Source organism: Mycobacterium sp. URHB0044, from assembly GCF_000620625.1.
In the GTDB taxonomy this organism is placed as follows: domain Bacteria; phylum Actinomycetota; class Actinomycetes; order Mycobacteriales; family Mycobacteriaceae; genus Mycobacterium.
Genome location: NZ_JIAW01000003.1, coordinates 470187 through 491106 on the forward strand (window position 1 = coordinate 470187; position 20920 = coordinate 491106).

Genomic DNA, 20920 nt, shown 5'->3' on the forward strand with positions numbered 1-20920 from the left:
GGGTCAACACCGTCCAGGAACCAATCACACAGACCACTTCGCCCCGGTCATCGGTCCAACACTTCGCGATACAGCTCCTCGGCCCGCTCGGCGATGGCGGGCCAGGTGAACTTTCGCGCCTCCCCCGGTGCCGCCGCGGCCAACCGTGCCAATGCGGGGCGGTCGTCACACAGCGCGATCAGTTCTACGGCCAGGGCCTCCGCGTTGCCGGGCTGCACCAGGACGCCTGCAGAAGACGGGACCACCTCCGGCAGGCCACCGAGGTTGGAGCAGACCACCGGAGTTCCCGACGACAGCGCCTCTGCAGCGGCCATGCCGAACATCTCGTCCTCGCGGGTCGGCATCGCGCAGATATCGAGAGAGCGAAAGACGTCGGCGACCTCGTCCTCGGGCACGGCACCGAGCCAGCGCCCGCCCAGCTCCTTGATGTGATCCGTCAATGCCGTAGACCGGGTCTGACCGAAGAAGTCAGTAGGACCGGCGACCAGTAGAGCGGTGTCGGGATGCGCCTCCTTCACCCTCCGGAAAGCCTCGGCGAGTGTGTCGGATCCCTTCTGTTCGCACACGCGGCCCACGTATCCGATCACCAGCTGGCCATTCAATTCGTAGCGCAGTCGCGCAGCCACCCGCCGCGACTCGTCGGGACTGAACTGCTCGACGTTGACACCGTTGGGAAGGACGCGGAGGTCGTCGAGCCGAAAGGACCAGTACTCGGCGGCCTCGCGGGCACAGAAATCCGAGACCGGCATGAGCAGGTCGAACGATCTCAGTGTGCGACGGTGTGCCGCCTTCACAATCGGGAATTCGCTGCCCCGGTAACGGAAGAAGTCGAATGTGAGGACCTTCGGAGCGGGGAGCCCGGCGAGGCATACCGCCGCCGTGGAGCTGTTGTGGACGTGGATGACGTCCGGGGCGAACTTCCTGATACCGGATCGGGCACGCAGCAGCAACTCGATGTCGCGCACCGGGCGCCGCGTTCGGCAGGCGACGTCGAGCATCGGGACCGAACGCGCCGCCCCCGTCGAGCGGGGTTCGTCGCCCTCCGGGGCGAGGGACACGACCAGAACATCGTCGCCGCGCTGCAGCTGCGCTGCCGCCAGCTCGACCATCCGCCGCTCGACCGCGCCGCCAAAGGAATACCCGACAGGCAACGTGGATGGTCCGATGTGGACGATTCGGGTCATGTGCTCGCCGAACCGTGTCCCGGGGGCGGATGGCAGTGGTTCACAGTCGGGCCTCGCTCGAGTTGAAGACAGTCGAATCGCCGCTGTGATTGAGGTTTTCGGGCACCGCGTCCAGTTCTGGAAGGTCCTTGTCGATCTGCGGGTCGACGGATTCCGGCACCTGGCTCGGTTTCGGCCGACGGGTAAAGGACTCTGCGGCCGAAGCACGAGAGCGGCGGGTTCGTTTCGGCCGCGGCTCCATGGAGAATACGCAGCCGAGCACGCGTGCAGAGACCGCGCGCAGGGCCTCGAGGGCTTCCGTGACCTCCGCAGCAGGTGTCCGGCCGTACCGCACCACGAGCAGGGTCGCATCGCAAGCACGAGCGAGCACGATTCCGTCTGCTACCTGTGGCAACGCAGGTGAGTCGATCAGGACGATGTCGTAGTGACTCTCGAACTCGGCGAGCATCGCCGAGGCACGGTCCGAGCCGAGCAGCTCGCTCGGGTTCTCGGGAGACGGCCCGCTCGTGAGGACATCAAACAACCCATCCCTCCACGACCCAATTGCATCGGACGGCTGGCATTGGCCGAGAAGGACCGTGCTGAGGCCAATTGTCTTCGTGATTCCGAGAAAATTGCCAATGCTGGGCCTGCGCAGGTTCGCGTCGACCACCAGGACTTTGTCGCCCTCCATGGCAAACGCGGCGGCGAGGTTACATGCCAGGGATGTCTTGCCCTCCCCAGCTACTGCACTCGTCACGAGCAGGCTGGTGCAGTTGTCACCGATCCCGGCAGACCGAAGGTTCACCCGTAGCTGCCGCACAGCCTCAGCGACCTGCCCGTGCGGACGATCCGGCAAGAGACTCGGGGTCCGCCGAGACTGCTTGTCATAGGGGACTGACCCGAGCACGTTCAGGTCGGTGAGCTCTTCCAATGCATCCTTCGTGCGTACCGATCTATCAAGATTGCGCCTGATGAGAGCCACCGACAGCCCGAGGAATCCACCGATCACGGCCCCCACCAGCACGTCGACTTCGAGGTTGGGAGACGTCGGCGTTGTCGGAATGTCAGCGGGGGCGAGCACCCGCAGCGTCGTCACCGTGGAGAGTGTCGGGTCACGAGGGCGCTCCAGATCTGCCACGAGATTGGAAGTCTTCTCGGCGAGGCTGTCTGCGACCATCGCGGCGCGTTTGGCAGATGAATCGGTGACCTTCACGATCACTGTCGGGTTTCCCGCGCTGGCCTCAACGGTGATCGAGTTGGCCGGAACTGGGCCGCAACCGTCCCGGCAGGCGCCGGTCGTGTCGTTTCTGACCTCGTTCAGTACCCGGTCGCTGACGATCAGCTGGGTATAGGCGCGGGCCTTCTGCTCGGCGAGCAGAGCGCCCTGGTATGCCTGCCCAGGCTCGCCGCCACCCTCGATAGCTGCGAAGTACAGCGTCGTGGTCGCGACGTAGGTCGGAACGCTGGTCAGGGCGAACGCGAGACCGCCGAGCATTCCGAAAAGTAGACCGGCGGCGATCCACCATTTCCCGTAGCGCATGAGTTGCAGGTATTCGCGAAGGGACAAGAGGGGCTCCTAAGTCAGTTTGTGGCAACCAACCCGAAATAGTCGTGATCTCGGGCTGGACGGCCAGCCTATTTTTCTAGGACAGTTTGGAAGGCTTGACATTTGACAGTCATGGTCGAGACCAAACCGTCGGAAAAACAGCCGGATCACTGAAGTCCGGGTCACCGTTCGGCAATCTGCGGCAGAGCTTTTCGTCGAACATCTCCACGTTGCGTCCATGAGGGTCGAGCAACGCGCGGTAGCGGTTTCCGCCATCCTGATAATGTGCTGCGTACGAAAGACGAGGCGCGCCAGAGGTATTCGGGTAACTGCCGTGCACAGTCCAGCCATGGTGAAAGCTGCACTGCCCGCGCTTCAAGATCATCGGAACCACGTCGACGTCGTGGCCCTCGGCGCGAAGGCTTTCCTCTACTTCGGAAAAGTTCTGCTTGTTGAAATAGCGGGTGTGCTCCATACCCTTCCAGCGATGGCTACCCCGCATCACGGCGAGCGGGCTGCGGTTCTGCGGCACATCGTGGAATGGCACCCAAGCCGTGGTCAGGTCATCTGAACTGCATGTACCCCAATACGCGTGATCGGCATGCCACCCGGTGCCGATGCCAGGAGCGTCGCTTGAGCCGGACGGCTTGTAGAAAAGTTGATCGTCGAGCAATCGAACAGACCTACCGTTCATGAGCTTTGCGGCAATCGCACCGAGAAGCGAATAGGTGGCGAGTTCCAGTAGCTCTCTCTTTTGCAAAGAAATGAACTCGTTGATCCGCTGCCCCGCACCGTCCGATTTCTTCCAGTTCACGTACCCGGTGTCGTAAGGCAGGACCGCATCGACTTTCCCATCCCAGAACTCCTGGATTCCAGCGTAAGCTGAATTCAACAGGGCCTCCGGAATAACCTCTTCTTTCGTGATGTAGTACCCGTTCGCTTCATAGAACGCTATGTCGTCATCATCAGGCAGAAAAGCCTCTTGCTCAGCCGTGAGTTCGAATGACGGCGTCACGGGCCGGGGAAGTGAAGTGGCCACCGAGCCGATCTCGTCGAGCGTCATGATGGCCGATCTTTCTGATTCAAGCTCCGGCAGTTCGTCACAAACTGTGGAACTTCTGGTTCTCGCCGTGATTCTGGTTCTTTACCAAGTGAACCTTGGAAAACGACCTCCGTATAAGCGCCTTCCTTGCGGATCCCTGCCCCTTGCAAAACTCTGAAGACGGTCAAGAAAAGAATCTTCAGATCAAGCCAAAGACTCCAGTGGTCGACGTACCAGACATCGAGTTCGAACTTTCGATCCCAGGTGAGCGAATTGCGACCATTGACCTGGACCCATCCGGTGACACCCGGCTTGACCTCGTGGCGGCGCGCTTGTTCTGGGCTGTATCGGCAGAGGTAAAAGGCTCGCAGTGGGCGTGGTCCGACCAAGCTCATATCACCCTTGAGTACGTTCCAGAGCTGAGGAAGCTCATCCAGACTGGTCTTGCGGAGGAACTGCCCGAAGGGTGTTATCCGTTGCGAGTCAGGCGGCGCACTACCCGTGTAGTTTGGATCGTCGAGCAATGATTCACCCCGATCAGGAACCATCGTCCGATATTTGTAAAAGGTGAAGATCTTCGAATCTTTACCGGGACGCGGCTGAGCGAAGAGAACGGGCCTCCCCATGCTGAAATAAGCGGCGATGGCAATGGCAATCATGAGGGGAGACAGAAGAACGATCAAACCGAACGCGAGACATCTGTCTGTGATTCCCTTGACCATTCTTTGAAATCGGCGGTCGCACCCACTCATCGGCGGTCCTATCTCTGGGTTTTCGATTGGAATACGAGCGGCTCGCGCGCGATTCATTTACCAGATCCCCTTTTCTCGACGGGGGTCGGCGAAACCGTAGATCTGAGAGTGAGTCCAAGATCGTCGAATTCGGCAGCTCCCCGATAGTCCGGGCGCCGGAATGGTTCGATGAGAGTCTTGAACAAGATGCGCATATCCAGCCCGAACGACCAGTCGTCGACATAGCGCACATCGAGGTCCAGCTTCTCCGAATATGCCACAGACTTACGACCGTTCACCTGGGCCAAACCGGTGATTCCCGGGCGGACATCGTGGCGCCGAGCGTGATGTGGCGAGTACTTGTCGATGTATTCCACCAGAAGCGGGCGGGGCCCAACCATGCTCATTCGCCCGCCGACCACATTCACGAGTTGCGGCAATTCATCAAGGCCGGCCCTTTGCAGGATCCGTCCGGCACGGGTCAACCGCACATCGTCGTCGGCGCCCGACCAGGGGTCCTCACCAGGCAGAAGTGGGCGCATTGTTCGAAACTTGTACATCGTGAAAATTTCCCCGTGCCATCCCGGCCGTCGCTGACGGAAGAGAACGGGAGGACCTGACGTGCACCAAATCAGCAACGCAATGATCGCGAAGAGTGGGGCCAGCAGGACAAGAAGCGCAGACGCCGTCAACAGGTCGAGAGCCCGCTTCAGTTGTGAGGGCCGAGCGCAGTCACGAGACATGATTCGAGGCTCCGCGGTCGGGACGAGCGGTGAGGAACGCCCGAATGAGCGTGTGTAGCCGATCGACCTGAGCCGAACAAAGTACGGATCCGCTCGGCAAGGCAAGGCCTGTCGCGAACAGCCGGTCGGCGTGTCCGCGCAGGAACGCACGGGACCCGGCGAAAACAGGCTGTTGGTGCATGGGCTTCCAGAGCGGACGGCTCTCGATGTCTGCAGCAGTCAGCATGGCCGAGAGTTCGGCCGGCTTCCACTCCGCTGCAACCGAATCGACGAGAATCGCCGTCAGCCAGCAGTTGTCCTCGACGTCACCTTCCTCTTGGAAAATCTTCACGCCCTCGACGTCGGCGAAGAGCTGACGGTAGCCCTCTCGCAATCGCCTACGGCGTGCGAGCATCTCGTCCAGTCGCTCCAACTGCGCGAGACCAAGGGCAGCGAGCACATTGCTCAATCGGTAGTTGTAGCCGATCTCGTTGTGTTCGTAGTGTGTAGCCGGCTGCCGCGCCTGTGTGCTGAGATACCGCACCCGTTCGGCCAGTCGTGCGTCGTCCGTGAGCAACGCCCCGCCGCCACTGGTGGAAATCACCTTGTTGCCGTTGAAGCTCAGGATGGCGGCGACGCCGAACGAGCCGGCGGGACGACCTTCGCGGCTGGCTCCCAGCGCCTCTGCGGCATCTGCCAACAGGGGAACCCCCGCGCTTTGGCAAATGCTCTCGATCTGCGGGTAGTCCGCACAGTGTCCAAGGAGATCGACCGCGATCACCGCAGCAACTCGCTTGCCGTCGCGTCTGAGCGACCGGAGTGCCAGACCCAGTAGTTCAGGATCCAAGTTGCCGAAATGCGGATCGCAATCCACAAAAACCGGTGTGGCCCCGGTGTATACGACAGCGTTGGCAGTCGCGGCGAACGTCATCGTAGGGACGACCACCACATCGTGCGGCCCGACTCCCAGCTCCAGCAACGCAAGATGCAGTGCTGCGGTGCCGGAGCTCAGCGCGACCGCGTAGCGCCGAGAGCATCGGTCGGCCAGGGCTTCTTCGAATGCGTCGACCATCGGTCCAAGCGGAGCGACCCAGCCGGATCGCAGTGCGGCGACACACAACTCTTCCTCTCGCTCACCAACATCGGGAGCTGAGAGGTAGATGCGGCTGTTCATACTGCATACCCCCGTGCTTGGTTCGTCGCGCCCGTAAGTCCGCGCTCAGGCATCAGGCGTTGTGTCAGTTCGATGACGGACGCAGGCATCGCCGCAGCCTCGGATGCCATCCAACGCAGTGCGGAATCATGGTCGGCGAACCGATCCAGGCTCGTCTCGCCGTCGAGCAACGCCAGCGGGGGCACATGGACATGCGAAACCAGCGGATGTGACGGACGGTAGTCGCTGACTTCGGAACACCCGAAGAGCTCCTCGTGCAGCTTCTCTCCAGCGCGCAGGCCGGTGTAAACGATCTCGACATCATTGCGCTGCGCTCGGTAGATCAGTGACCGCGCAACATCATCGATCCTCACCGGCGCGCCCATGTCGAGCACCAAAGCTTCGCTGCCGCTGCCTATTGCGGCTGCCTGGAGCACCAGCTGACATGCCTCTGGAATGGTCATGAAGAACCGGGTGACGTCAGGATGCGTGACCGTCACCGGGCCACCTTCTTCGATCTGCCGTGCGAACGCCTCCAGAACCGAGCCACGCGATCCGAGAACATTCCCGAAGCGGACGCTGAGGAAACGGTCGTCCATACAAGTTGCGGCAGACGCCGTGAGGCGCTCGGTAACTCTTTTGCTGTAGCCAAGAACGCTGGTCGGATTGGCCGCCTTGTCCGTGGAGATGTTGACGAAAGTCTCCACCCGCGACTCCTGCGCCGCACGTAGGACATTCCAACTACCGACGACGTTGGTCATCCAGGCCTCAAGAGGGTACTTCTCCAGCAGCGGTAAATGTTTGAGAGCCGCCGCGTGTATCACCACTTCAGGCCGGCACACATCGAAGATCCGTCGCATCGCGCGCAGGTCACGGATATCGGCAAGAACCGTCTCGTCGTTGTCGAGCATCGCACGGCCATGAATCGACAGTTGCGCAGCATGCAGCGCTGATTCGTCACGGTCAAGCATGACGAGCGCCGCAGGGTTGAGCCGATGGATCTGGCGGCACATTTCCGAGCCGATGGATCCGCCGGCGCCGGTGACCAGAACACGACGACCGGCGATCTCGGCCGCTATCGCTTCCTCGCCCAGGTGTGCCGGTGACCGTCCGAGGAGGTCGTGGAGGTTGAGATCCCGCACGTCGCCGTCGGGTCGCGCACTACGCACCAATTGCGACACAGGCGGAACAATCAAAGCACCGATACCCAGCAGCGCAGCTTCCGTGGACACGCCCCTGACGAGCTCAGGATCCGGATCCGAGATCGCGATGACCACCGCATCCGCGCCGAAACGTGTGATGACAGAAGCGAGATCACGTCGTGTCCCGCGTACCTGCACTCCAGCGACGTGCAAGCGGCGCTTACCCGGGTCGTCATCAAGCAAGGCGACCGGCTCAAACGGCATTCGCTCATCGAGCTGCATCTGGCGCACCAGATTTTGGCCATAAGAACCCGCACCCAGGACCACCACCTTGCGGCGGCGGGTGTCATCTTTACGATGCCGGCGAACCAATGTGCGGCCGATCCATCGAACAGCCAGCATGCCGCCCAGCGCGAATGTTCCCGACAGCAGTGGCACCGACCGCGGCACGAGGAAGGGCGTCAACAAACTCAAGCTCAGCAGCAGAAGCGTGGACGAGATCGTCGCGACCGCCGCCAACGCCACGCTCTCTTCGAAACTCGCGACGATGTAACGGTGTCGATAGATTCCCAATGCGCCACCCACGACGACATTCGCCAGCACGGCACTCAGCGCGACGATGGTCATCGGGCTGACCTTCACGAACTCGAAGTCGAAATCGAAGCGCGCCCAGGTTGCCACCCAAACGGCGATGAACCAGATCGCAGTGTCGGGCACCCACCACGGCGATACCGGCACGTTCTTCGTCGCACCGCCCCTGGGTCCGTAGCGCCTCAAGAGTGCCGCCGGCACCGAAGTCGTATCGCTTTCGGATTGGCCAGTTGTTCCGGTCATCGCGCGAACCCCCGATTGCCCACGTCAAGCACCGATCAGGTAGGGCAGGTCGAGCGCGAGAGTGGCGCTCAGCCAGCGGATTGTGCGATCGAGACCCGCAGCGAGGTCGAAGGTCGGCGTCCAACCGAGATCGCTCTGGGCTCTGGTTACATACGCTGCGCCAGGACGCAACTCGGCGATACCGGGATACCAGGAGGGCGCCGGTCCCCCATTGCGGATCGTTGACATCAGATCAGCCAGCTCGGCGAAGCTCGTATGCCGTCCGGTGCCGATGTTGTATGTCCCGGTCGTTTCAATAGCAGCGCCGCCGGCCCGCACGAAGGCATCGACCACGTCATCGACATAGATGAAGTCCTGCTTTGCGGCGTCATTCCAGCATCTCGTCCACGGCTGACCGGCGATCTCGCCGCCACCGAGGTGCACCACCGCGCCCGCGGGGCCGTATGAACTCTGGCGGGGGCCATAGACGTTGGACAACGCGAGGCAGATCGGTGCCAATCCGTACATTTCGCCGTAGGCGTGCAAGTACATTTCGCCAGCCAGCTTGGCTGCCGCACCAGGAGATGCGGGATACGTCAGCGCGGCGTCGTCCAGGACCCCACGGGTCGAAGCGCTGGACCCGGCGTAAACGACCCTCCGGACACCGGATTGTCGGCTGGCCTCACACAGGTTGATTGTTCCGAGCACATTGCAGCGGGCGTCAAACTGCGGATCGTCCATCGCCGTCTGTGGATTCACCTGAGCCGCAAGGTGGAAGATCACGTCCGGGTGGCAGCCTGCCACAAGTCCGGCCAGATCCGGTGCCTGAATATCGTTCTCCAAGAAGATGAATCGCTGCTTGCCGGGCATGTTCACGCTGAACGCGGGCTCGAGATTGGCCATCGTGCCGGTGCTGAGGTTGTCGACGCCGATGACCTGGTGTCCGTCCGCGAGCAGACGGTCGATCAGGTTCGACCCGATGAATCCGGCCGCGCCGGTCACCATGACTCTCATGAAATCTGCGAGTTCATGTGGCTACTCCACCGTCACAGACTTGGCGAGGTTGCGGGGTTTGTCGACATCCCATCCGAGGGTCAACCCAAGTGTTCGGGCCAAGACCTGCATCGGGATCACGCTCCCGAGCGGGCCCCAAGGCGCGAAGGGATCACCCGGTGCTGGAATCGTGCTACCCGCGGGACCGATGCTGATGGTTCGGCCACCCCGAGCCAGTACCTCCGAAACGTTGGCCGCCAGTTTGGGGTCGCCGTTGTCGACGATCACAACCGGAGTTCCGTTGCCGACAAGCGCAAGTGGCCCGTGTTTCAACTCTCCTGCGGGGTAGCTCTCGGCCCAGCGGTAGGTCAGTTCTTTGAGCTTGAGTGCACCTTCGGCCGCGTATGGCAATCCGTTTCCCCTCGATATGAAGAGGAAGCCGCCTGCCTCGCTCAAGTCTTCCGCGATCGGGGGCACCAGGCACTTCGCCACCGTTGCGGCTTCGGCAAGTTGATCCGGGAGTCGATGCAGCTCATCGACCAGCAGCGCAGCATGTTCGGTCGGGAGTTTTCCCATATGGACGAGCGCTGAAATCATCAGTGCCGCACCGGCAATGACCTGGCATACGAAGGTTTTGGTGGCTGCTACGCCGATCTCAGGGCCGGCAGAGCAGCAGAGGTACTCATCCGCGCCGCGCGCCAAGGTGGAGTGTGCACTGTTGGTGATGGCCAGAACGGGAGTGCCGCCATTGCGACCTGCGAGGGCGCGCAGTACGTCTGCGGTCTCCCCTGACTGGCTTATCGGTAGGCACAGGGTACGGGGTTCGGTGATTTCGTCGGCAGCTTCGCTTGCGACTGTGCAGTTGACCGGGATGGCGCCCAACCGGCGGGCCACATTGGCTATCACCCGACCGGCGTTGAGTGAAGTGCCACAGCCGATCAACTCCAACCGATCGAATGAGTCCAGGCCGAAGTCGGCCCACAGCGCCCCGTCGGCAACTCCGCCAATCAGTTCGTCGATCAATCGGCGCGCGGCGATCGGGGTCTCGTCGATCTCTTTGGCCATGTAGTCGGCGTATCCGCCCAGCTCGGAATCCTCGCCGTTCCAGACACTTCGGGCCATCAACGGCTTCCGTTCTTCGCTCCCCCCGTTTCGCCAGCAGTCAGCGTCTGTCAACTCCACGACGTCGCCGTCTTCGAGAACCCGAAACTCATCCGCCCAGTCGGCCACCGCTGCAATGTCGCTCGTCGCGAAATCCCCATGTCCAGTCCGTGCGATGAGAAGCGGAGAATGCTGCGAGGCGACCACGATGCGGCCTGTCCGCTCCTCCAGCACCGCCAGTGCCCAAGAGCCCTCTACTGCAGTGAGCGCCGCCTGCACGGCGACCAGCAGATCGACGGAGCACTCCAGCTGGTCTTCGATGAGATGACACAGCACTTCACTGTCCACCGCTGAGGAGAAGTGATGTCCCGATGTCGCCAGCGTTTGACGGAGGACGTCGGCATTTTCAATTATCCCGTTGTGGACCAGGCTGATTCGGCCCTCGCAGTCGGAATGCGGATGGGCATTGTTTTCGGTCACCGTTCCGTGTGTCGCCCAACGAGTGTGGCCGATTCCCACGTGGGCGAATTCAGGTCCGGTCCAGCTCTCGACGGCGCGATCAAGCGCAGCGACTCGGCCCACGGTTCGCAATCGTGCGACGTCACCGGCTGATGTCTGTACCGCAACCCCCGCCGAATCGTAACCGCGATACTCGAGCTTCCGAAGTGCGACCAGGAGATAGTCGATTGCAGGCGCGCTGGTGCGGCACGCGATGATGCCGCACATCAGCCGACCCACAAATTGCGCATGCCGGCCGGGATGTCGATCTCACAGTCGTTCGCTAGGAAAGTCCCAATGGGGGCGATAGCTAACTTTGCGAGCACCCAATAACTATCGGTCTCCGCAACCCGGGCGTACATGGGCAATCGGATCCAATTTTCGGTAGACCGCGATCTAGTCCCCGCCCTGGTGCCTGTTCGTCCGAATACCCCGTGCCAGTTCCGCCGCCTCGGTGCGCGTGTGCACGCCGAGCTTGGTCAGAAGACTGTGGACATGGTTCTTGACCGTGTAGAGGGCGATGCTGAGCTGCGATGCGATGTCGCGATTGGATTGGCCCAATTCCAGCAGTCGCAGGATCTGCGCCTCTCTGGCCGTCAGAGCTAGTTCCACCATTGCCGGCTGCGGATGGGCAGCCAGTGTCGATACCCTGCGGAGCAAAATCGCCGTAATCCTCGGAGGCCAGTCAGATTTCCCGGCAGCGACGTTGTCGATCAAGCCGAGCAAGTCCTCGAACGAGTCGCCTCTCATGTGATAGGCAGATACCCCGGCCTCGGCGCAGTCGACGATCTGAGACTCATCATCTTCCCTGGCGCCCAAAGCAACCGCCCGGATGTGCGGATGAATGTCTTTCATCGCGCGGAGCAGCAGGGAACTCCCCCGGGTAGCCAGGTTCAGCACCGCGACCACCGGCTCGGAATCTTCGAGTGCCACCACCAACGAGGGCAGGTCCCAGGCAACGATCGGGTGGTATCTCCCGTTCAGCGCGACGAGGCCCGCCAGGCTCTCGCGGTACAACCGGTAGTCGTCGATGATCAGAATGCTTTCGCCGCACGACGCGGCGGGCCCGTCAGTCCGATCGGACGCCACCCTCATATGGCGACCGAGAACGGGCGCGGGCAACGCGCCGCATGATCCTGCATGACCGTTGTCCCGCCCAGCGCCAGCACGGGTCGCCGGGGTGCACCGCCAGCAACGCTACTGACGGTCACAAAGAAATTAGCCAATGCACGATTCACGGAGCACCGACGATCACGGGTGTGCCCATGACGGCATCCCCCGGACCCGAAGGCTGATTCGATCTGACAGCAGACGGGGGTCCGGCGTCGGCTGCATAGGTCTGCCGGGAGTGTTCGGCGAAAAGCGCAGTCAGAATTCGAGATTCGCCGGTGCAGACCTCGCCACCGCCCGAAGTCTCGACCGGAGTAGACAAGCATCGCATTGATCCACTATCAACTCGGTCGTGGCTGGTCGTATATGGGCTATTGGATTCACTTTATGCGGGCGTTGCGCCTAGATCCCCACCGATGCCGTCGTATCGAATCGAACGAGAATAAGCCGCCGCGGCGGTCCGTGTACTGACACCGAGCTTGGTCAACACGTTGTGCACGTGGTTCTTGACCGTATGTACCGCGATGCAGAGCCCACCCGCGATGTCTCGATTGGACATGCCCATCTCCAGCATTCGCAGGACCTGGAGTTCGCGTGAGGTAAGGAGGACAAGCCCCCCTGGCTGAAGCTGCCGTCGCGCGGCAAGCGTCGACAGGCGTCTCAGCAGTATCGCAGAAACAACTGGCGGACAATGTGATTCACCGGTGAGTACTCTGCCTATGATAACGAGTAATTCGCCAAGTGACTCGGTTCGCAGGTGATAGCCGGCGACACCTGCTTCAGCGCAACCGATGATTCCAGCGTCGTCATCGTCGGAGAGGCCGGTGACGATCACTTTCGTTTGGGGGTGAGTCTCCCGAACCAGGTGGATCAACGTATGACTGTCACGGGTGGCCATGCTGAGCAGCACGATGTCCGGGGCGAATTCGTCGAGCGCCCTCCGCAGCGACAGCAGATCCCACGCCGCGTCAGCTACACAGCCCCCGCTGGCAAGGATGACAGCGGCCAGCGTGTCGCGGTGAAGCATGCTGTCATCGACGATAAGTATCTCGGCCCTCGCAAACTCAAGCCGAGGTTCCGCCAGTCGCGGCGAGTGCCCATTGTGCGACGTCAACGCAGGCGAGGCGCCGATTCGTGTCATCGAGTCGTACTTGGGTCGCGGGCACACTGAATGGCCCTCGTGCGCAAGTCCATTCGCCGCCGGAGCTGGATAGGGCTGGCTCATCGGAGTCGGCTCAGTCGCACTGGCAGATTCCGGGCGTACCCGGCTAACGGACCGATGTCGTTGGCGCTCACGATGGTTCGCCTCGGTTGGCGACCAGCGTCCCCGACTTTACCCTGAGTCCGGCGCGTCGCTTCCACGCGGAGATAGAGATTCACCCAAACTTCATCTTCTAGCAACACTTCGGCCTCCCCTCCGTATGTCTCAACTATGGGACACGCTTGCCATCTCGTACATGGACCATAGGAATCAAATTCAATCCAGACCACGATCTAGTTCTCCGGTTCAGTCATAGGCAGATCGAGGGCCCGAACTCGGGCGGCAGCCTCCGCCCGAGTACTGACTCCAAGTTTGGTCAGCACGCTGTGGACAGCGTTCTTGACCGTGTGCAATGCAACCGAAAGGCGATCGGCGATGTCTCGATTCGACAGTCCCATTTCCAACATCTGCAGAATCTGGGTCTCACGCACGGTGAGAACTAGCTCCTTGGACGCCGGCCGGCGCCGGGCTCCAAATACCGAGGCGATCGAGCAGAATCGCCGAGATTCGAGGCGGGCAGACAGACTCCCCAGCAGCTACTTTCCAATCTGCTCATTGCGCACCGCAACGAGCTGCGGTTATCTGTCGGTTCATCGAGTTACTCTGCCGTCACTGATTTGGAGAGGTTGCGGGGTTTGTCGACGTCTCGGCCCAAGGCCAGCGCCAGTGTCCGGGCCAGAATCTGCAGCGGGACAATCACTTCGAGGGGACCCCATGGCGCGGCCGGTGCGGACACCACGGGTACGGTGCTGCCCTTCGAACCGATGCTGATGATGCGACCACCACGCGCCTGGACTTCGGCGATATTGCTGACAAGTTTGCGGTCGCCATTGTCGACGACGACGACCGGTGTGCCGGAACCGATCAGCGCGAGGGGCCCGTGCTTGAGCTCACCCGCCGGATAGTGTTCAGCCCATCGGTAGCTGAGTTCCTTGAGTTTCAACGCGCCCTCGGCCGCATAGGGAAGCCCGGTTCCCCTGGCGATGAAGATGAAACCACTGGCGCCGGTGAACTCTTCGGCAATCGGGGGAACGTCACACTTGGCCACGGTGCCAGCCGTCACCAGCTGTTCCGGCAGCCGTCGAAGGTCATCGAAAATCGTGCTGGCGGCGGCCGCGGAGAGCCGGTCGGTGGCTACGAGCGCCGAAACCATCACCGCGACACCCGCAACGATCTGGCACACGAAGGTCTTGGTGGCCGCCACGCCGATTTCCGGGCCTGCCGAACACGTGATGACTGCATCCGCACGGCGCGCAAGATTTGATAGCGGGTTGTTGGTGAGGGCCAACAAGTCTGACCGGACGATCGTCGGAAAGTCGAGGGCCTTCAACAGGTCGGCGGTCTCCCCGGACTGGCTGACGGCGAGGCGCAGCGTCCGTGGCTCCACGATCTCCTCGGCGGCTTCACTGGCGACCGTGAGCACCACTGGGATTCCGCCGAGGCGTTGCACGACGTTCCCAATCACGCGACCCGCATTCAGCGAAGTACCACAACCGATTATCTGTAGACGGTCGAACGGCTCCAATCCGAGATCGGCCCAGAGTGATCCGTTCGCGGCGCAGGAGCCGACCGCGTCGAGCACCCGTGCCACGGCTTCGGGTTGTTCGTCGATCTCCTTGGCCATGTAGTCGGCGTGACCGTTCAACTCGGCGTCACTCTGATGCCAGATGTATCGCGCCATGACGGGCGCCGGGGTGCCAACTCCGTGCGCGTGCCAGCCGTTGTTCCCTGTCAACTCGACTACGTCACCGTCGTTCAGGACACGGAATTCATCCACCCATTCAGCCACTGCGGTGATGTCACTCGCCGCGAAGTCGCCGTGGCTGGTATGCGCGATGAGGAGTGGAGACTGGTTGGCGGCGACGACGATTCGACCGGTTCGTTCGTCCAGCACCGCGAGCGCCCACGATCCCTCGAGTGGAGTGAGCGCGGTCTCCACTGCGTCGAGGAGGTCGCCGGAGAGACGCAGCTGATCCTCAATCAGATGGCACACGACTTCAGTGTCGACGGATGTAGCGAAGTGATGGCCCGACGTCGTTAGCGCGCGCCGCAGCGTGTCCGCGTTCTCGATTATTCCGTTGTGGACGAGACTGATCCGGCCTGTGCAGTCGGTATGAGGGTGTGCGTTGCTCTCGGTCGCCGGCCCGTGCGTCGCCCATCTGGTGTGACCGATACCCGCGCCATCGAGCTCCGGTCCGGTCCAGTCGCGCACTGAACGACGAAGTGCGCTAATCCTTCCGACCGTCCGCAACCGCACGACATCGCCTCCGGTGGTTTGCACGGCAACCCCAACCGAGTCGTAGCCGCGGTACTCGAGTCGGCGAAGTGCGATCAGGAGGTAATCGATTGCCGGCGCATGCGTCCGGCACGCGATGATCCCGCACATCACGCGGCCGCCTGATCCGTTGTGGCCGGCCAGGATTCGTTGGCGAGCGATCGCCTGTCACCGTCTAGAGCTAACCCGAAGAACACCACTTCACTATCGGGGTCCGCAATGCGCACGTACATGGACCATGCGAGCTAACTTTTGCTGGACCGAGGTCTAGTTCGTCCGGGTCACCCCTGGTGTAAACCGGATGGTGCGGGACAGTGCCGCCGCCTCCGCGCGCGTGCTGACACCCAGTTTGGTGAGCAGGCTGTGCACGTGGTTCTTGACCGTGTGTACGGCGATGGCGAGCTGATCCGCAATGTCCTGATTCGATCGGCCCAGTTCCAGCATCCTCAGGATCTGAGCCTCCCGGGTCGTGAGAGCTAGTTCCTTCATCGCAGGTTGCCGCTGCGAGGCCAGCATCGACAGTCGGCGGAGCAAAATCGCGGAGACGGCCGGGGAGCAGCCCGTATGCCCAGCAGCAACCTTGCGTATCAAAGCGATCAGGTCCTCGAGCGAATCGGCTCGCATGTGGTACCCGGCCACACCTGCCTCGGCGCACGCGATGATCTCAGTTTCGTTGCCCTCCGACGCTCCCAGAACGATCACTCGCATGTGAGGGCTGATGTCCATCGCCGCCCGGAGCAACGATGCGCTGTCGCGGGTCGCCAGGTTCAGCAGGACCACGCTGGGCTCGGCCTCATCGAGCGCCCTGACCAAAGACGGCAAATCCCAGGCGACGCTCGGTGCGGCCATGTGGTTTTGAACGAGGATGGCGGCCAAGTTATCGCGATCGAGCGTGCAGTCATCGATGATCAAGATGCGTTCGTCACGAAGTCCATCGTCGGAATCCGTTCTCTGCCAATCCACTTGGAAAGCCACCTTTCCGTTTCGCCAGTATTGGCCGCCGTGTTGGCGGGGGACCCTTCGCTCGGATCCGGGATCATGCCCACCCTGCTGGCCGTCACGCACCAGATGAAGGGTGTGCTCACCCGATCCTGTAGACATTCCCTTCTGCACTTGGCATCTCCTGGCTTCGATCTAGAAAGCGATGCGAGGACGGACTCTTGATCCGGGGTGAACATGTCAAACAGCTCTGGTCCATGCGGCAGTGGATACAGCGAGACGGTCAATGCCAATCCGATGGCGGCCAGCGCGGCACCAATGGCTCGACTGGCTGGTCGCTCGGACTCACTGCGATGCCGTCCGGTGTTGGGCGGCTGGGTCAGCGATTTCGACGAAGTCGTCTGGCCGGTCATGAATCCCACCTAGCGGCCCGCGCTGCGAGCACCACACCGTCGATGCTGTGGTGTCGCCGCATCGGGCTACCGCCGCTCGACGCACCACGGCGGTGGAGACTCGGCAGACCATGCGAATACACGCACGGAGACGCCATGTCCTGAGCAACCCGTCCCGCCCGTTTTTCCGTGTGCGTTCCAACCGAGCCGAACCAGTCGCCACGCACCACGGGGACATCGGCAGAACTGCGTCAGTGTGTGCCGAACAAGGGGATTGAGCTAACTCACAGCGCACCGATCCACTATCAACCCCGCCTGCCGCGCCGTACATGGACCGTTGGAGCCATTTTCAGACCAGCTCCAGACCTGGATCTTGCTGGCTGAAGCTGAACGAGCGCGAGACGGCCACGGCCTGTGCCCGCGTTCTGACGCCGAGCTTCCCCAACACGCTGTGGACGTGGTTCTTGACGGTATGCAGCGCGATGCAGAGCTGGTCTGCAATATCGCGGTTCGACAGTCCCATTTCCAGCATGCGCAGGATCTGAATCTCGCGTGCGGTCAGAACTAGTTCCTCCGCGCTGGGTTTACGCTCCGCCGCAAGCGTCGAAAGGCGGCGAAGCAGAATCGCCGAAACCTTCGGCGAACAGACGGACTCGCCGTGGCTGAGCTTGTGAATCAACAAGTGCAGATCGTCGAGCGACTCAGACCGGAGGTGATAGCCAGTTACTCCGGCCTCGGCGCACGCGACGATCGTCGATTCGTCGTCCTCCGACACTCCTACGGCGATCACCTTGGCGGCAGGACTGGTCGAGGTCGCCATTTTCAGCAAAGTCGCACTGTCTCTAGTCGACACAGTAAGCAGAACGATGTCCGGCGTGCATCCTTCGAGCGCCGACTTCAGTGACAGCAAATCCCACGCAACCGTGGATTCGACGGCATCATTCACGGCCAACAACGTGACGAGATTCTCGCGATATAGCGTGCAGTCATCTACGACCAAGATCCTGGTCGGACCCCGTACACAATCGCTCGGCGCGACTCCGAATCCGAACGCTCGATCCCGCGTGTCACCGAGTGGCTCCAGGAGGTCCGTCGACCCGTGCAGCGAAGCTACGAGGCCGCGCAAATCAGTCGGCAACGCTCCATCACGAGCGTGCTTCGGCCAGCCGCCGAACGACGCCCTCGCAGATACTCGACCGTCCTCAGCAAACCCGCCGACGATGCTCTTCGGTACGCACGTATTGTTTGCCATAATCACGTCACCGTGATCATTTGCTCGCCCCATCCCCGACCCCCGTTTCGCATACCGGACCCTCGACTTCGCATGCTGGCCCACGTTTTGCGTGTCAGCCCTAGTGGAGCATACGGCCAATCGGCAATATTGACTATCTAGCCAAAAAGGGCACGAATTACGGCATCCGCCCTGCAAACTTTGCTAGATCTGAACCGCCGCGCGTACCGGTGCCTCCTGGAGGCGCCAGCTAACCGAGGATGAGACCGGACGTCGGCACGCCGGTGCCTGCCGTGACGAGCACGTGCTCGACGTCGGGCACCGGATTGACCGAAGTGCCGCGCAACTGCCGCACGCCTTCGGCGATGCCGTTCATGCCGTGGATGTAGGCCTCGCCGAGTTGGCCGCCATGGGTGTTGATCGGCAGCCGGCCACCAATCTCGATGGCGCCATCGGCGATGAAGTCCTTCGCCTCGCCCCAGCCGCAGAAGCCCAGCTCCTCCAGCTGAATCAGGGTGAACGGCGTGAAGTGGTCATACAGAATCGCGGTCTGGATGTCGGTCGGCTGGAGCCCCGATTGCGCCCAGAGCTGCTGGCCGACCAGGCCCATTTCGGGGAGCCCGTCCAGTTCCGGTCGGTAATAGCTCACCATGGAGTACTGATCGGGGCTGGCGCCCTGGGCAGCCGCCTCGATGATGGCGGGCCGGTTCTTCAGATCCTTGGCCCGCTCCGCCGACACGATGACCAGGGCGACGGCGCCGTCGGTCTCCTGGCAGCAGTCCAGCAGTCGGAGCGGTTCGGCGATCCACCGCGAGCTCTGGTGCTCCTCGATGGTGATCGGCTTCTCGTAGAAGTACGCCTTCGGGTTCTTCGCGGCGTGCTTGCGATCGGCGACGGAGACCGCGCCGAAGTCCTTGCTGGTCGCACCGGACAGATGCATGTACCGCTTGGCGATCATCGCCACTTGTGCTGCGGGGGTGGACAATCCGTGCGGATACGAGAAGGAGTTGTCCACGCCCGTCGAGTCGGCATTCTCCACCAGCCGCGTCTGCACCTGGCCGAACCGCATGCCCGAGCGTTCGTTGAACGCGCGGTAGGCCACCACGCAGTCCGCCACACCGGTGGCGACCGCGACGGCCGCCTGCTGCACCGTCGCACAAGCCGCACCGCCGCCGTGGTGGATCTTGGAGAAGAACTTCAGGTCTCCAATGCCAGTGGCACGCGCGACGGCGATCTCGGTGTTGGAGTCCATCGTGAACGTCGTCATGCCGTCCACGTCCGCTGGCGTCAACCCGGCATCGTCGAGTGCGTCGAGCACGGCCTCGGCGGCCAGCCGAAGCTCACTACGGCCGGAATTCTTGGAGAAGTCCGTGGCGCCGATGCCGACGATGGCCGCCTTGCCCGATAGTTCGCCGCTCACGCGACCCCTCCCATGACCAGCGTCGCATTGGCGATGACGTGATCGCCAAGGCTGTTGCTGCCCTTGATCTTCAACGTGATGAGTCCGTCGTCGACGGCCGTCACCTCACCGGTGAACGTCACCGTGTCGTAGGCGTACCACGGCACGCCGAGCCGCAGTGCGATCGACTTGATCACCGCGTTCGGGCCTGCCCAGTCGGTGATGAAGCGCTGCACGAGGCCGGTGTCGGTCAGGATGTTGACGAAGATGTCCTTGGACCCCTTGGCCTGCGCCTTGTCCCGGTCGTGGTGCACGTCCTGGTAGTCCCGGGTCGCGATGGCGGTCGACACGATGAACGTGGGATCGCCGTAGAAACTCAACTCGGGCAGTTTCGTGCCGACCTCCATCGTTGGCGCGCTCATGCGTCCGGCTCCCACGCGTAGAGCGTCCACGCCGGTCCGACGTTGTTCTCCGGAAAGTCGATGTACGTTGCGCGGACGGGCATTCCGACCTCCACAGCCGCGGGATCGACATTGCGAAGCTCACCGAGCATCCGGACCCCCTCTTCGAGTTCGACGAGCGCGATGACGAACGGCAACGTGCGGCCGGGCACCTTGGGAGCGTGGTGCACGACGAAACTGAACACGGTGCCCTTGCCGCTGGCGACCTGATATTCGGTCTCCAGCTCCTTGTCCAGCCAGAGCGCGGGCACAGGCGGGTGCTGCAGGCTGCCGTCGGCGCGCTTCTGGATGCGCAGTTCGTGGGCGTTGACACCGTCCCAGAAGAACTTGGTGTCCTTCGACGACGCGGGCCGCATCATGGCGTCGGCGTCGAGGTCGTCGGGCACGGGTGCCGCGGTGGAAGCCTGATCGGCGGGGATGAACTTCATGATGCGCCAAAGCATTTCGGCAACGTCCTCGTCGCCGACCTGCCAGGTGATCTTCTGGTTGATGAAGTAGCCCTCGCCGAGGGCCGTCTGCTTTGGTCCGACGACGTCGGTCAACTCGGCGGCCACACTGACCACCTCGCCGGGACGCAGATACCGGTGATAGGTCTGCTCGCAATTGGTCGCGACGACGCCGACATAGCCTGCGTTGTCGAACAATTCGATGATCTTGCCGAGCGGATCGTCGTCGGGACGGACGCCGCCAAGACCCATCATGGTCCAGACCTGGATCATGGCGGGGGGCGCGACGACGCCAGGATGGCCTGCGGCCTTCGCAGCCGCCTCGTCGACGTAGATGGGGTTGCGGTCACCGATGGCGTCGAGCCAGTGATCGATCATCGGCTCGTTGACGGGGTGTCGCCCCGCGCGCGGCTTGCTCCGGCCGGCCGCCTTGACCTTGTCGATCTCGGCCTGGAAATCGTCCGCGCTCATACTTGTCCGTTCTTCGCGCAAGCGCTCA

19 protein-coding genes are annotated in these 20920 nt (G+C 62.2%); all 19 read right to left on the reverse strand.

The window, feature by feature from the left end:
• Positions 1 to 47: 47 nt before the first annotated feature.
• A complete protein-coding gene (locus tag N536_RS0109045) occupies positions 48 to 1184 on the reverse strand; it encodes a glycosyltransferase family 4 protein (RefSeq protein ID WP_029113325.1) in 1137 nt (378 codons plus the stop codon).
• Between the two features lie 40 nt (positions 1185 to 1224).
• Positions 1225 to 2733, reverse strand: a complete 1509-nt coding sequence (locus tag N536_RS0109050) for a polysaccharide biosynthesis tyrosine autokinase (RefSeq protein ID WP_081809107.1) — start codon at positions 2731 to 2733, stop codon at positions 1225 to 1227.
• 109 nt (positions 2734 to 2842) lie between these two features.
• The gene (locus tag N536_RS0109055; RefSeq protein WP_051574337.1) at positions 2843 to 3775 is read right to left on the reverse strand and encodes a phytanoyl-CoA dioxygenase family protein; all 933 of its coding nucleotides are present in this window, start codon (positions 3773 to 3775) and stop codon (positions 2843 to 2845) included.
• The gene (locus tag N536_RS41365) at positions 3772 to 4563 is read right to left on the reverse strand and encodes a sugar transferase (protein ID WP_369798400.1); all 792 of its coding nucleotides are present in this window, start codon (positions 4561 to 4563) and stop codon (positions 3772 to 3774) included. The genes N536_RS0109055 and N536_RS41365 overlap by 4 nt, the downstream gene beginning before the upstream one ends.
• Positions 4560 to 5228, reverse strand: coding sequence for a sugar transferase (locus N536_RS37825; protein WP_081809109.1), 669 nt, complete (start codon positions 5226 to 5228; stop codon positions 4560 to 4562). The genes N536_RS41365 and N536_RS37825 overlap by 4 nt, the downstream gene beginning before the upstream one ends.
• The gene (locus N536_RS0109070) at positions 5218 to 6381 is read right to left on the reverse strand and encodes an aminotransferase class I/II-fold pyridoxal phosphate-dependent enzyme (RefSeq protein ID WP_029113329.1); all 1164 of its coding nucleotides are present in this window, start codon (positions 6379 to 6381) and stop codon (positions 5218 to 5220) included. The genes N536_RS37825 and N536_RS0109070 overlap by 11 nt, the downstream gene beginning before the upstream one ends.
• Positions 6378 to 8336 carry a nucleoside-diphosphate sugar epimerase/dehydratase gene (locus tag N536_RS37830; protein WP_081809110.1) on the reverse strand — a complete coding sequence of 653 codons (1959 nt, stop codon included), beginning with the start codon at positions 8334 to 8336 and terminating at the stop codon, positions 6378 to 6380. The genes N536_RS0109070 and N536_RS37830 overlap by 4 nt, the downstream gene beginning before the upstream one ends.
• A 24-nt stretch (positions 8337 to 8360) precedes the next feature.
• Positions 8361 to 9320: an NAD-dependent epimerase/dehydratase family protein gene (locus N536_RS0109080; protein ID WP_369798401.1), complete on the reverse strand. Its 960-nt coding sequence runs from the start codon at positions 9318 to 9320 to the stop codon at positions 8361 to 8363.
• 30 nt (positions 9321 to 9350) lie between these two features.
• Entirely contained in the window at positions 9351 to 11135 is a 1785-nt protein-coding gene (glmS, locus tag N536_RS0109085) for a glutamine--fructose-6-phosphate transaminase (isomerizing) (RefSeq protein WP_029113331.1), read from the reverse strand.
• A 168-nt stretch (positions 11136 to 11303) separates the two neighbouring features.
• Positions 11304 to 11996 carry a response regulator transcription factor gene (locus N536_RS37835; protein ID WP_231514456.1) on the reverse strand — a complete coding sequence of 231 codons (693 nt, stop codon included), beginning with the start codon at positions 11994 to 11996 and terminating at the stop codon, positions 11304 to 11306.
• Positions 11997 to 12402: 406 nt separating this feature from the next.
• Positions 12403 to 13044, reverse strand: a complete 642-nt coding sequence (locus N536_RS37840; RefSeq protein WP_231514457.1) for a response regulator transcription factor — start codon at positions 13042 to 13044, stop codon at positions 12403 to 12405.
• A 467-nt stretch (positions 13045 to 13511) separates the two neighbouring features.
• A complete protein-coding gene (locus N536_RS43500; protein ID WP_369798406.1) occupies positions 13512 to 13685 on the reverse strand; it encodes a LuxR C-terminal-related transcriptional regulator in 174 nt (57 codons plus the stop codon).
• A gap of 191 nt (positions 13686 to 13876) precedes the next feature.
• Entirely contained in the window at positions 13877 to 15664 is a 1788-nt protein-coding gene (gene glmS, locus N536_RS0109105; protein WP_029113332.1) for a glutamine--fructose-6-phosphate transaminase (isomerizing), read from the reverse strand.
• Positions 15665 to 15820: 156 nt separating this feature from the next.
• Positions 15821 to 16465 (reverse strand): LuxR C-terminal-related transcriptional regulator, encoded by a 645-nt coding sequence (locus N536_RS37845; protein ID WP_369798402.1) that lies wholly within the window; start codon positions 16463 to 16465, stop codon positions 15821 to 15823.
• Positions 16462 to 16905 (reverse strand): hypothetical protein, encoded by a 444-nt coding sequence (locus tag N536_RS42905; RefSeq protein WP_231514465.1) that lies wholly within the window; start codon positions 16903 to 16905, stop codon positions 16462 to 16464. Before N536_RS42905 ends, N536_RS37845 begins: the two co-directional genes overlap by 4 nt.
• A 328-nt stretch (positions 16906 to 17233) precedes the next feature.
• Positions 17234 to 17830 carry a LuxR C-terminal-related transcriptional regulator gene (locus tag N536_RS41375; RefSeq protein WP_369798403.1) on the reverse strand — a complete coding sequence of 199 codons (597 nt, stop codon included), beginning with the start codon at positions 17828 to 17830 and terminating at the stop codon, positions 17234 to 17236.
• A 535-nt stretch (positions 17831 to 18365) separates the two neighbouring features.
• The gene (locus N536_RS0109125; protein WP_029113333.1) at positions 18366 to 19535 is read right to left on the reverse strand and encodes a lipid-transfer protein; all 1170 of its coding nucleotides are present in this window, start codon (positions 19533 to 19535) and stop codon (positions 18366 to 18368) included.
• Positions 19532 to 19936, reverse strand: a complete 405-nt coding sequence (locus N536_RS0109130) for a MaoC family dehydratase (RefSeq protein ID WP_029113334.1) — start codon at positions 19934 to 19936, stop codon at positions 19532 to 19534. Before N536_RS0109130 ends, N536_RS0109125 begins: the two co-directional genes overlap by 4 nt.
• A complete protein-coding gene (locus tag N536_RS0109135) occupies positions 19933 to 20892 on the reverse strand; it encodes a bifunctional MaoC family dehydratase N-terminal/OB-fold nucleic acid binding domain-containing protein (protein WP_029113335.1) in 960 nt (319 codons plus the stop codon). Before N536_RS0109135 ends, N536_RS0109130 begins: the two co-directional genes overlap by 4 nt.
• Between the last annotated feature and the right edge of the window lie 28 nt (positions 20893 to 20920).

What these genes read in the sequence shown, in the direction of transcription:
- N536_RS0109130 (WP_029113334.1), bottom strand. Translation starts at nt 19,936, where the DNA reads ATGAGCGCGCCAACGATGGAGGTCGGCACGAAACTGCCCGAGTTGAGT.
- glmS (WP_029113331.1), bottom strand. Translation starts at nt 11,135, where the DNA reads ATGTGCGGCATCATCGCGTGCCGCACCAGCGCGCCTGCAATCGACTAT.
- N536_RS0109045 (WP_029113325.1), bottom strand. Translation starts at nt 1,184, where the DNA reads ATGACCCGAATCGTCCACATCGGACCATCCACGTTGCCTGTCGGGTAT.
- N536_RS43500 (WP_369798406.1), bottom strand. Translation starts at nt 13,685, where the DNA reads ATGTTGGAAATGGGACTGTCGAATCGAGACATCGCCGATCGCCTTTCG.
- glmS (WP_029113332.1), bottom strand. Translation starts at nt 15,664, where the DNA reads ATGTGCGGGATCATCGCGTGCCGGACGCATGCGCCGGCAATCGATTAC.
- N536_RS0109135 (WP_029113335.1), bottom strand. Translation starts at nt 20,892, where the DNA reads ATGAGCGCGGACGATTTCCAGGCCGAGATCGACAAGGTCAAGGCGGCC.
- N536_RS0109080 (WP_369798401.1), bottom strand. Translation starts at nt 9,320, where the DNA reads ATGGTGACCGGCGCGGCCGGATTCATCGGGTCGAACCTGATCGACCGT.
- N536_RS37825 (WP_081809109.1), bottom strand. Translation starts at nt 5,228, where the DNA reads ATGTCTCGTGACTGCGCTCGGCCCTCACAACTGAAGCGGGCTCTCGAC.
- N536_RS42905 (WP_231514465.1), bottom strand. Translation starts at nt 16,905, where the DNA reads ATGACCGGCCAGACGACTTCGTCGAAATCGCTGACCCAGCCGCCCAAC.
- N536_RS0109070 (WP_029113329.1), bottom strand. Translation starts at nt 6,381, where the DNA reads ATGAACAGCCGCATCTACCTCTCAGCTCCCGATGTTGGTGAGCGAGAG.
- N536_RS0109055 (WP_051574337.1), bottom strand. Translation starts at nt 3,775, where the DNA reads ATGACGCTCGACGAGATCGGCTCGGTGGCCACTTCACTTCCCCGGCCC.
- N536_RS37830 (WP_081809110.1), bottom strand. Translation starts at nt 8,336, where the DNA reads ATGACCGGAACAACTGGCCAATCCGAAAGCGATACGACTTCGGTGCCG.
- N536_RS41365 (WP_369798400.1), bottom strand. Translation starts at nt 4,563, where the DNA reads ATGAATCGCGCGCGAGCCGCTCGTATTCCAATCGAAAACCCAGAGATA.
- N536_RS37840 (WP_231514457.1), bottom strand. Translation starts at nt 13,044, where the DNA reads ATGCTTCACCGCGACACGCTGGCCGCTGTCATCCTTGCCAGCGGGGGC.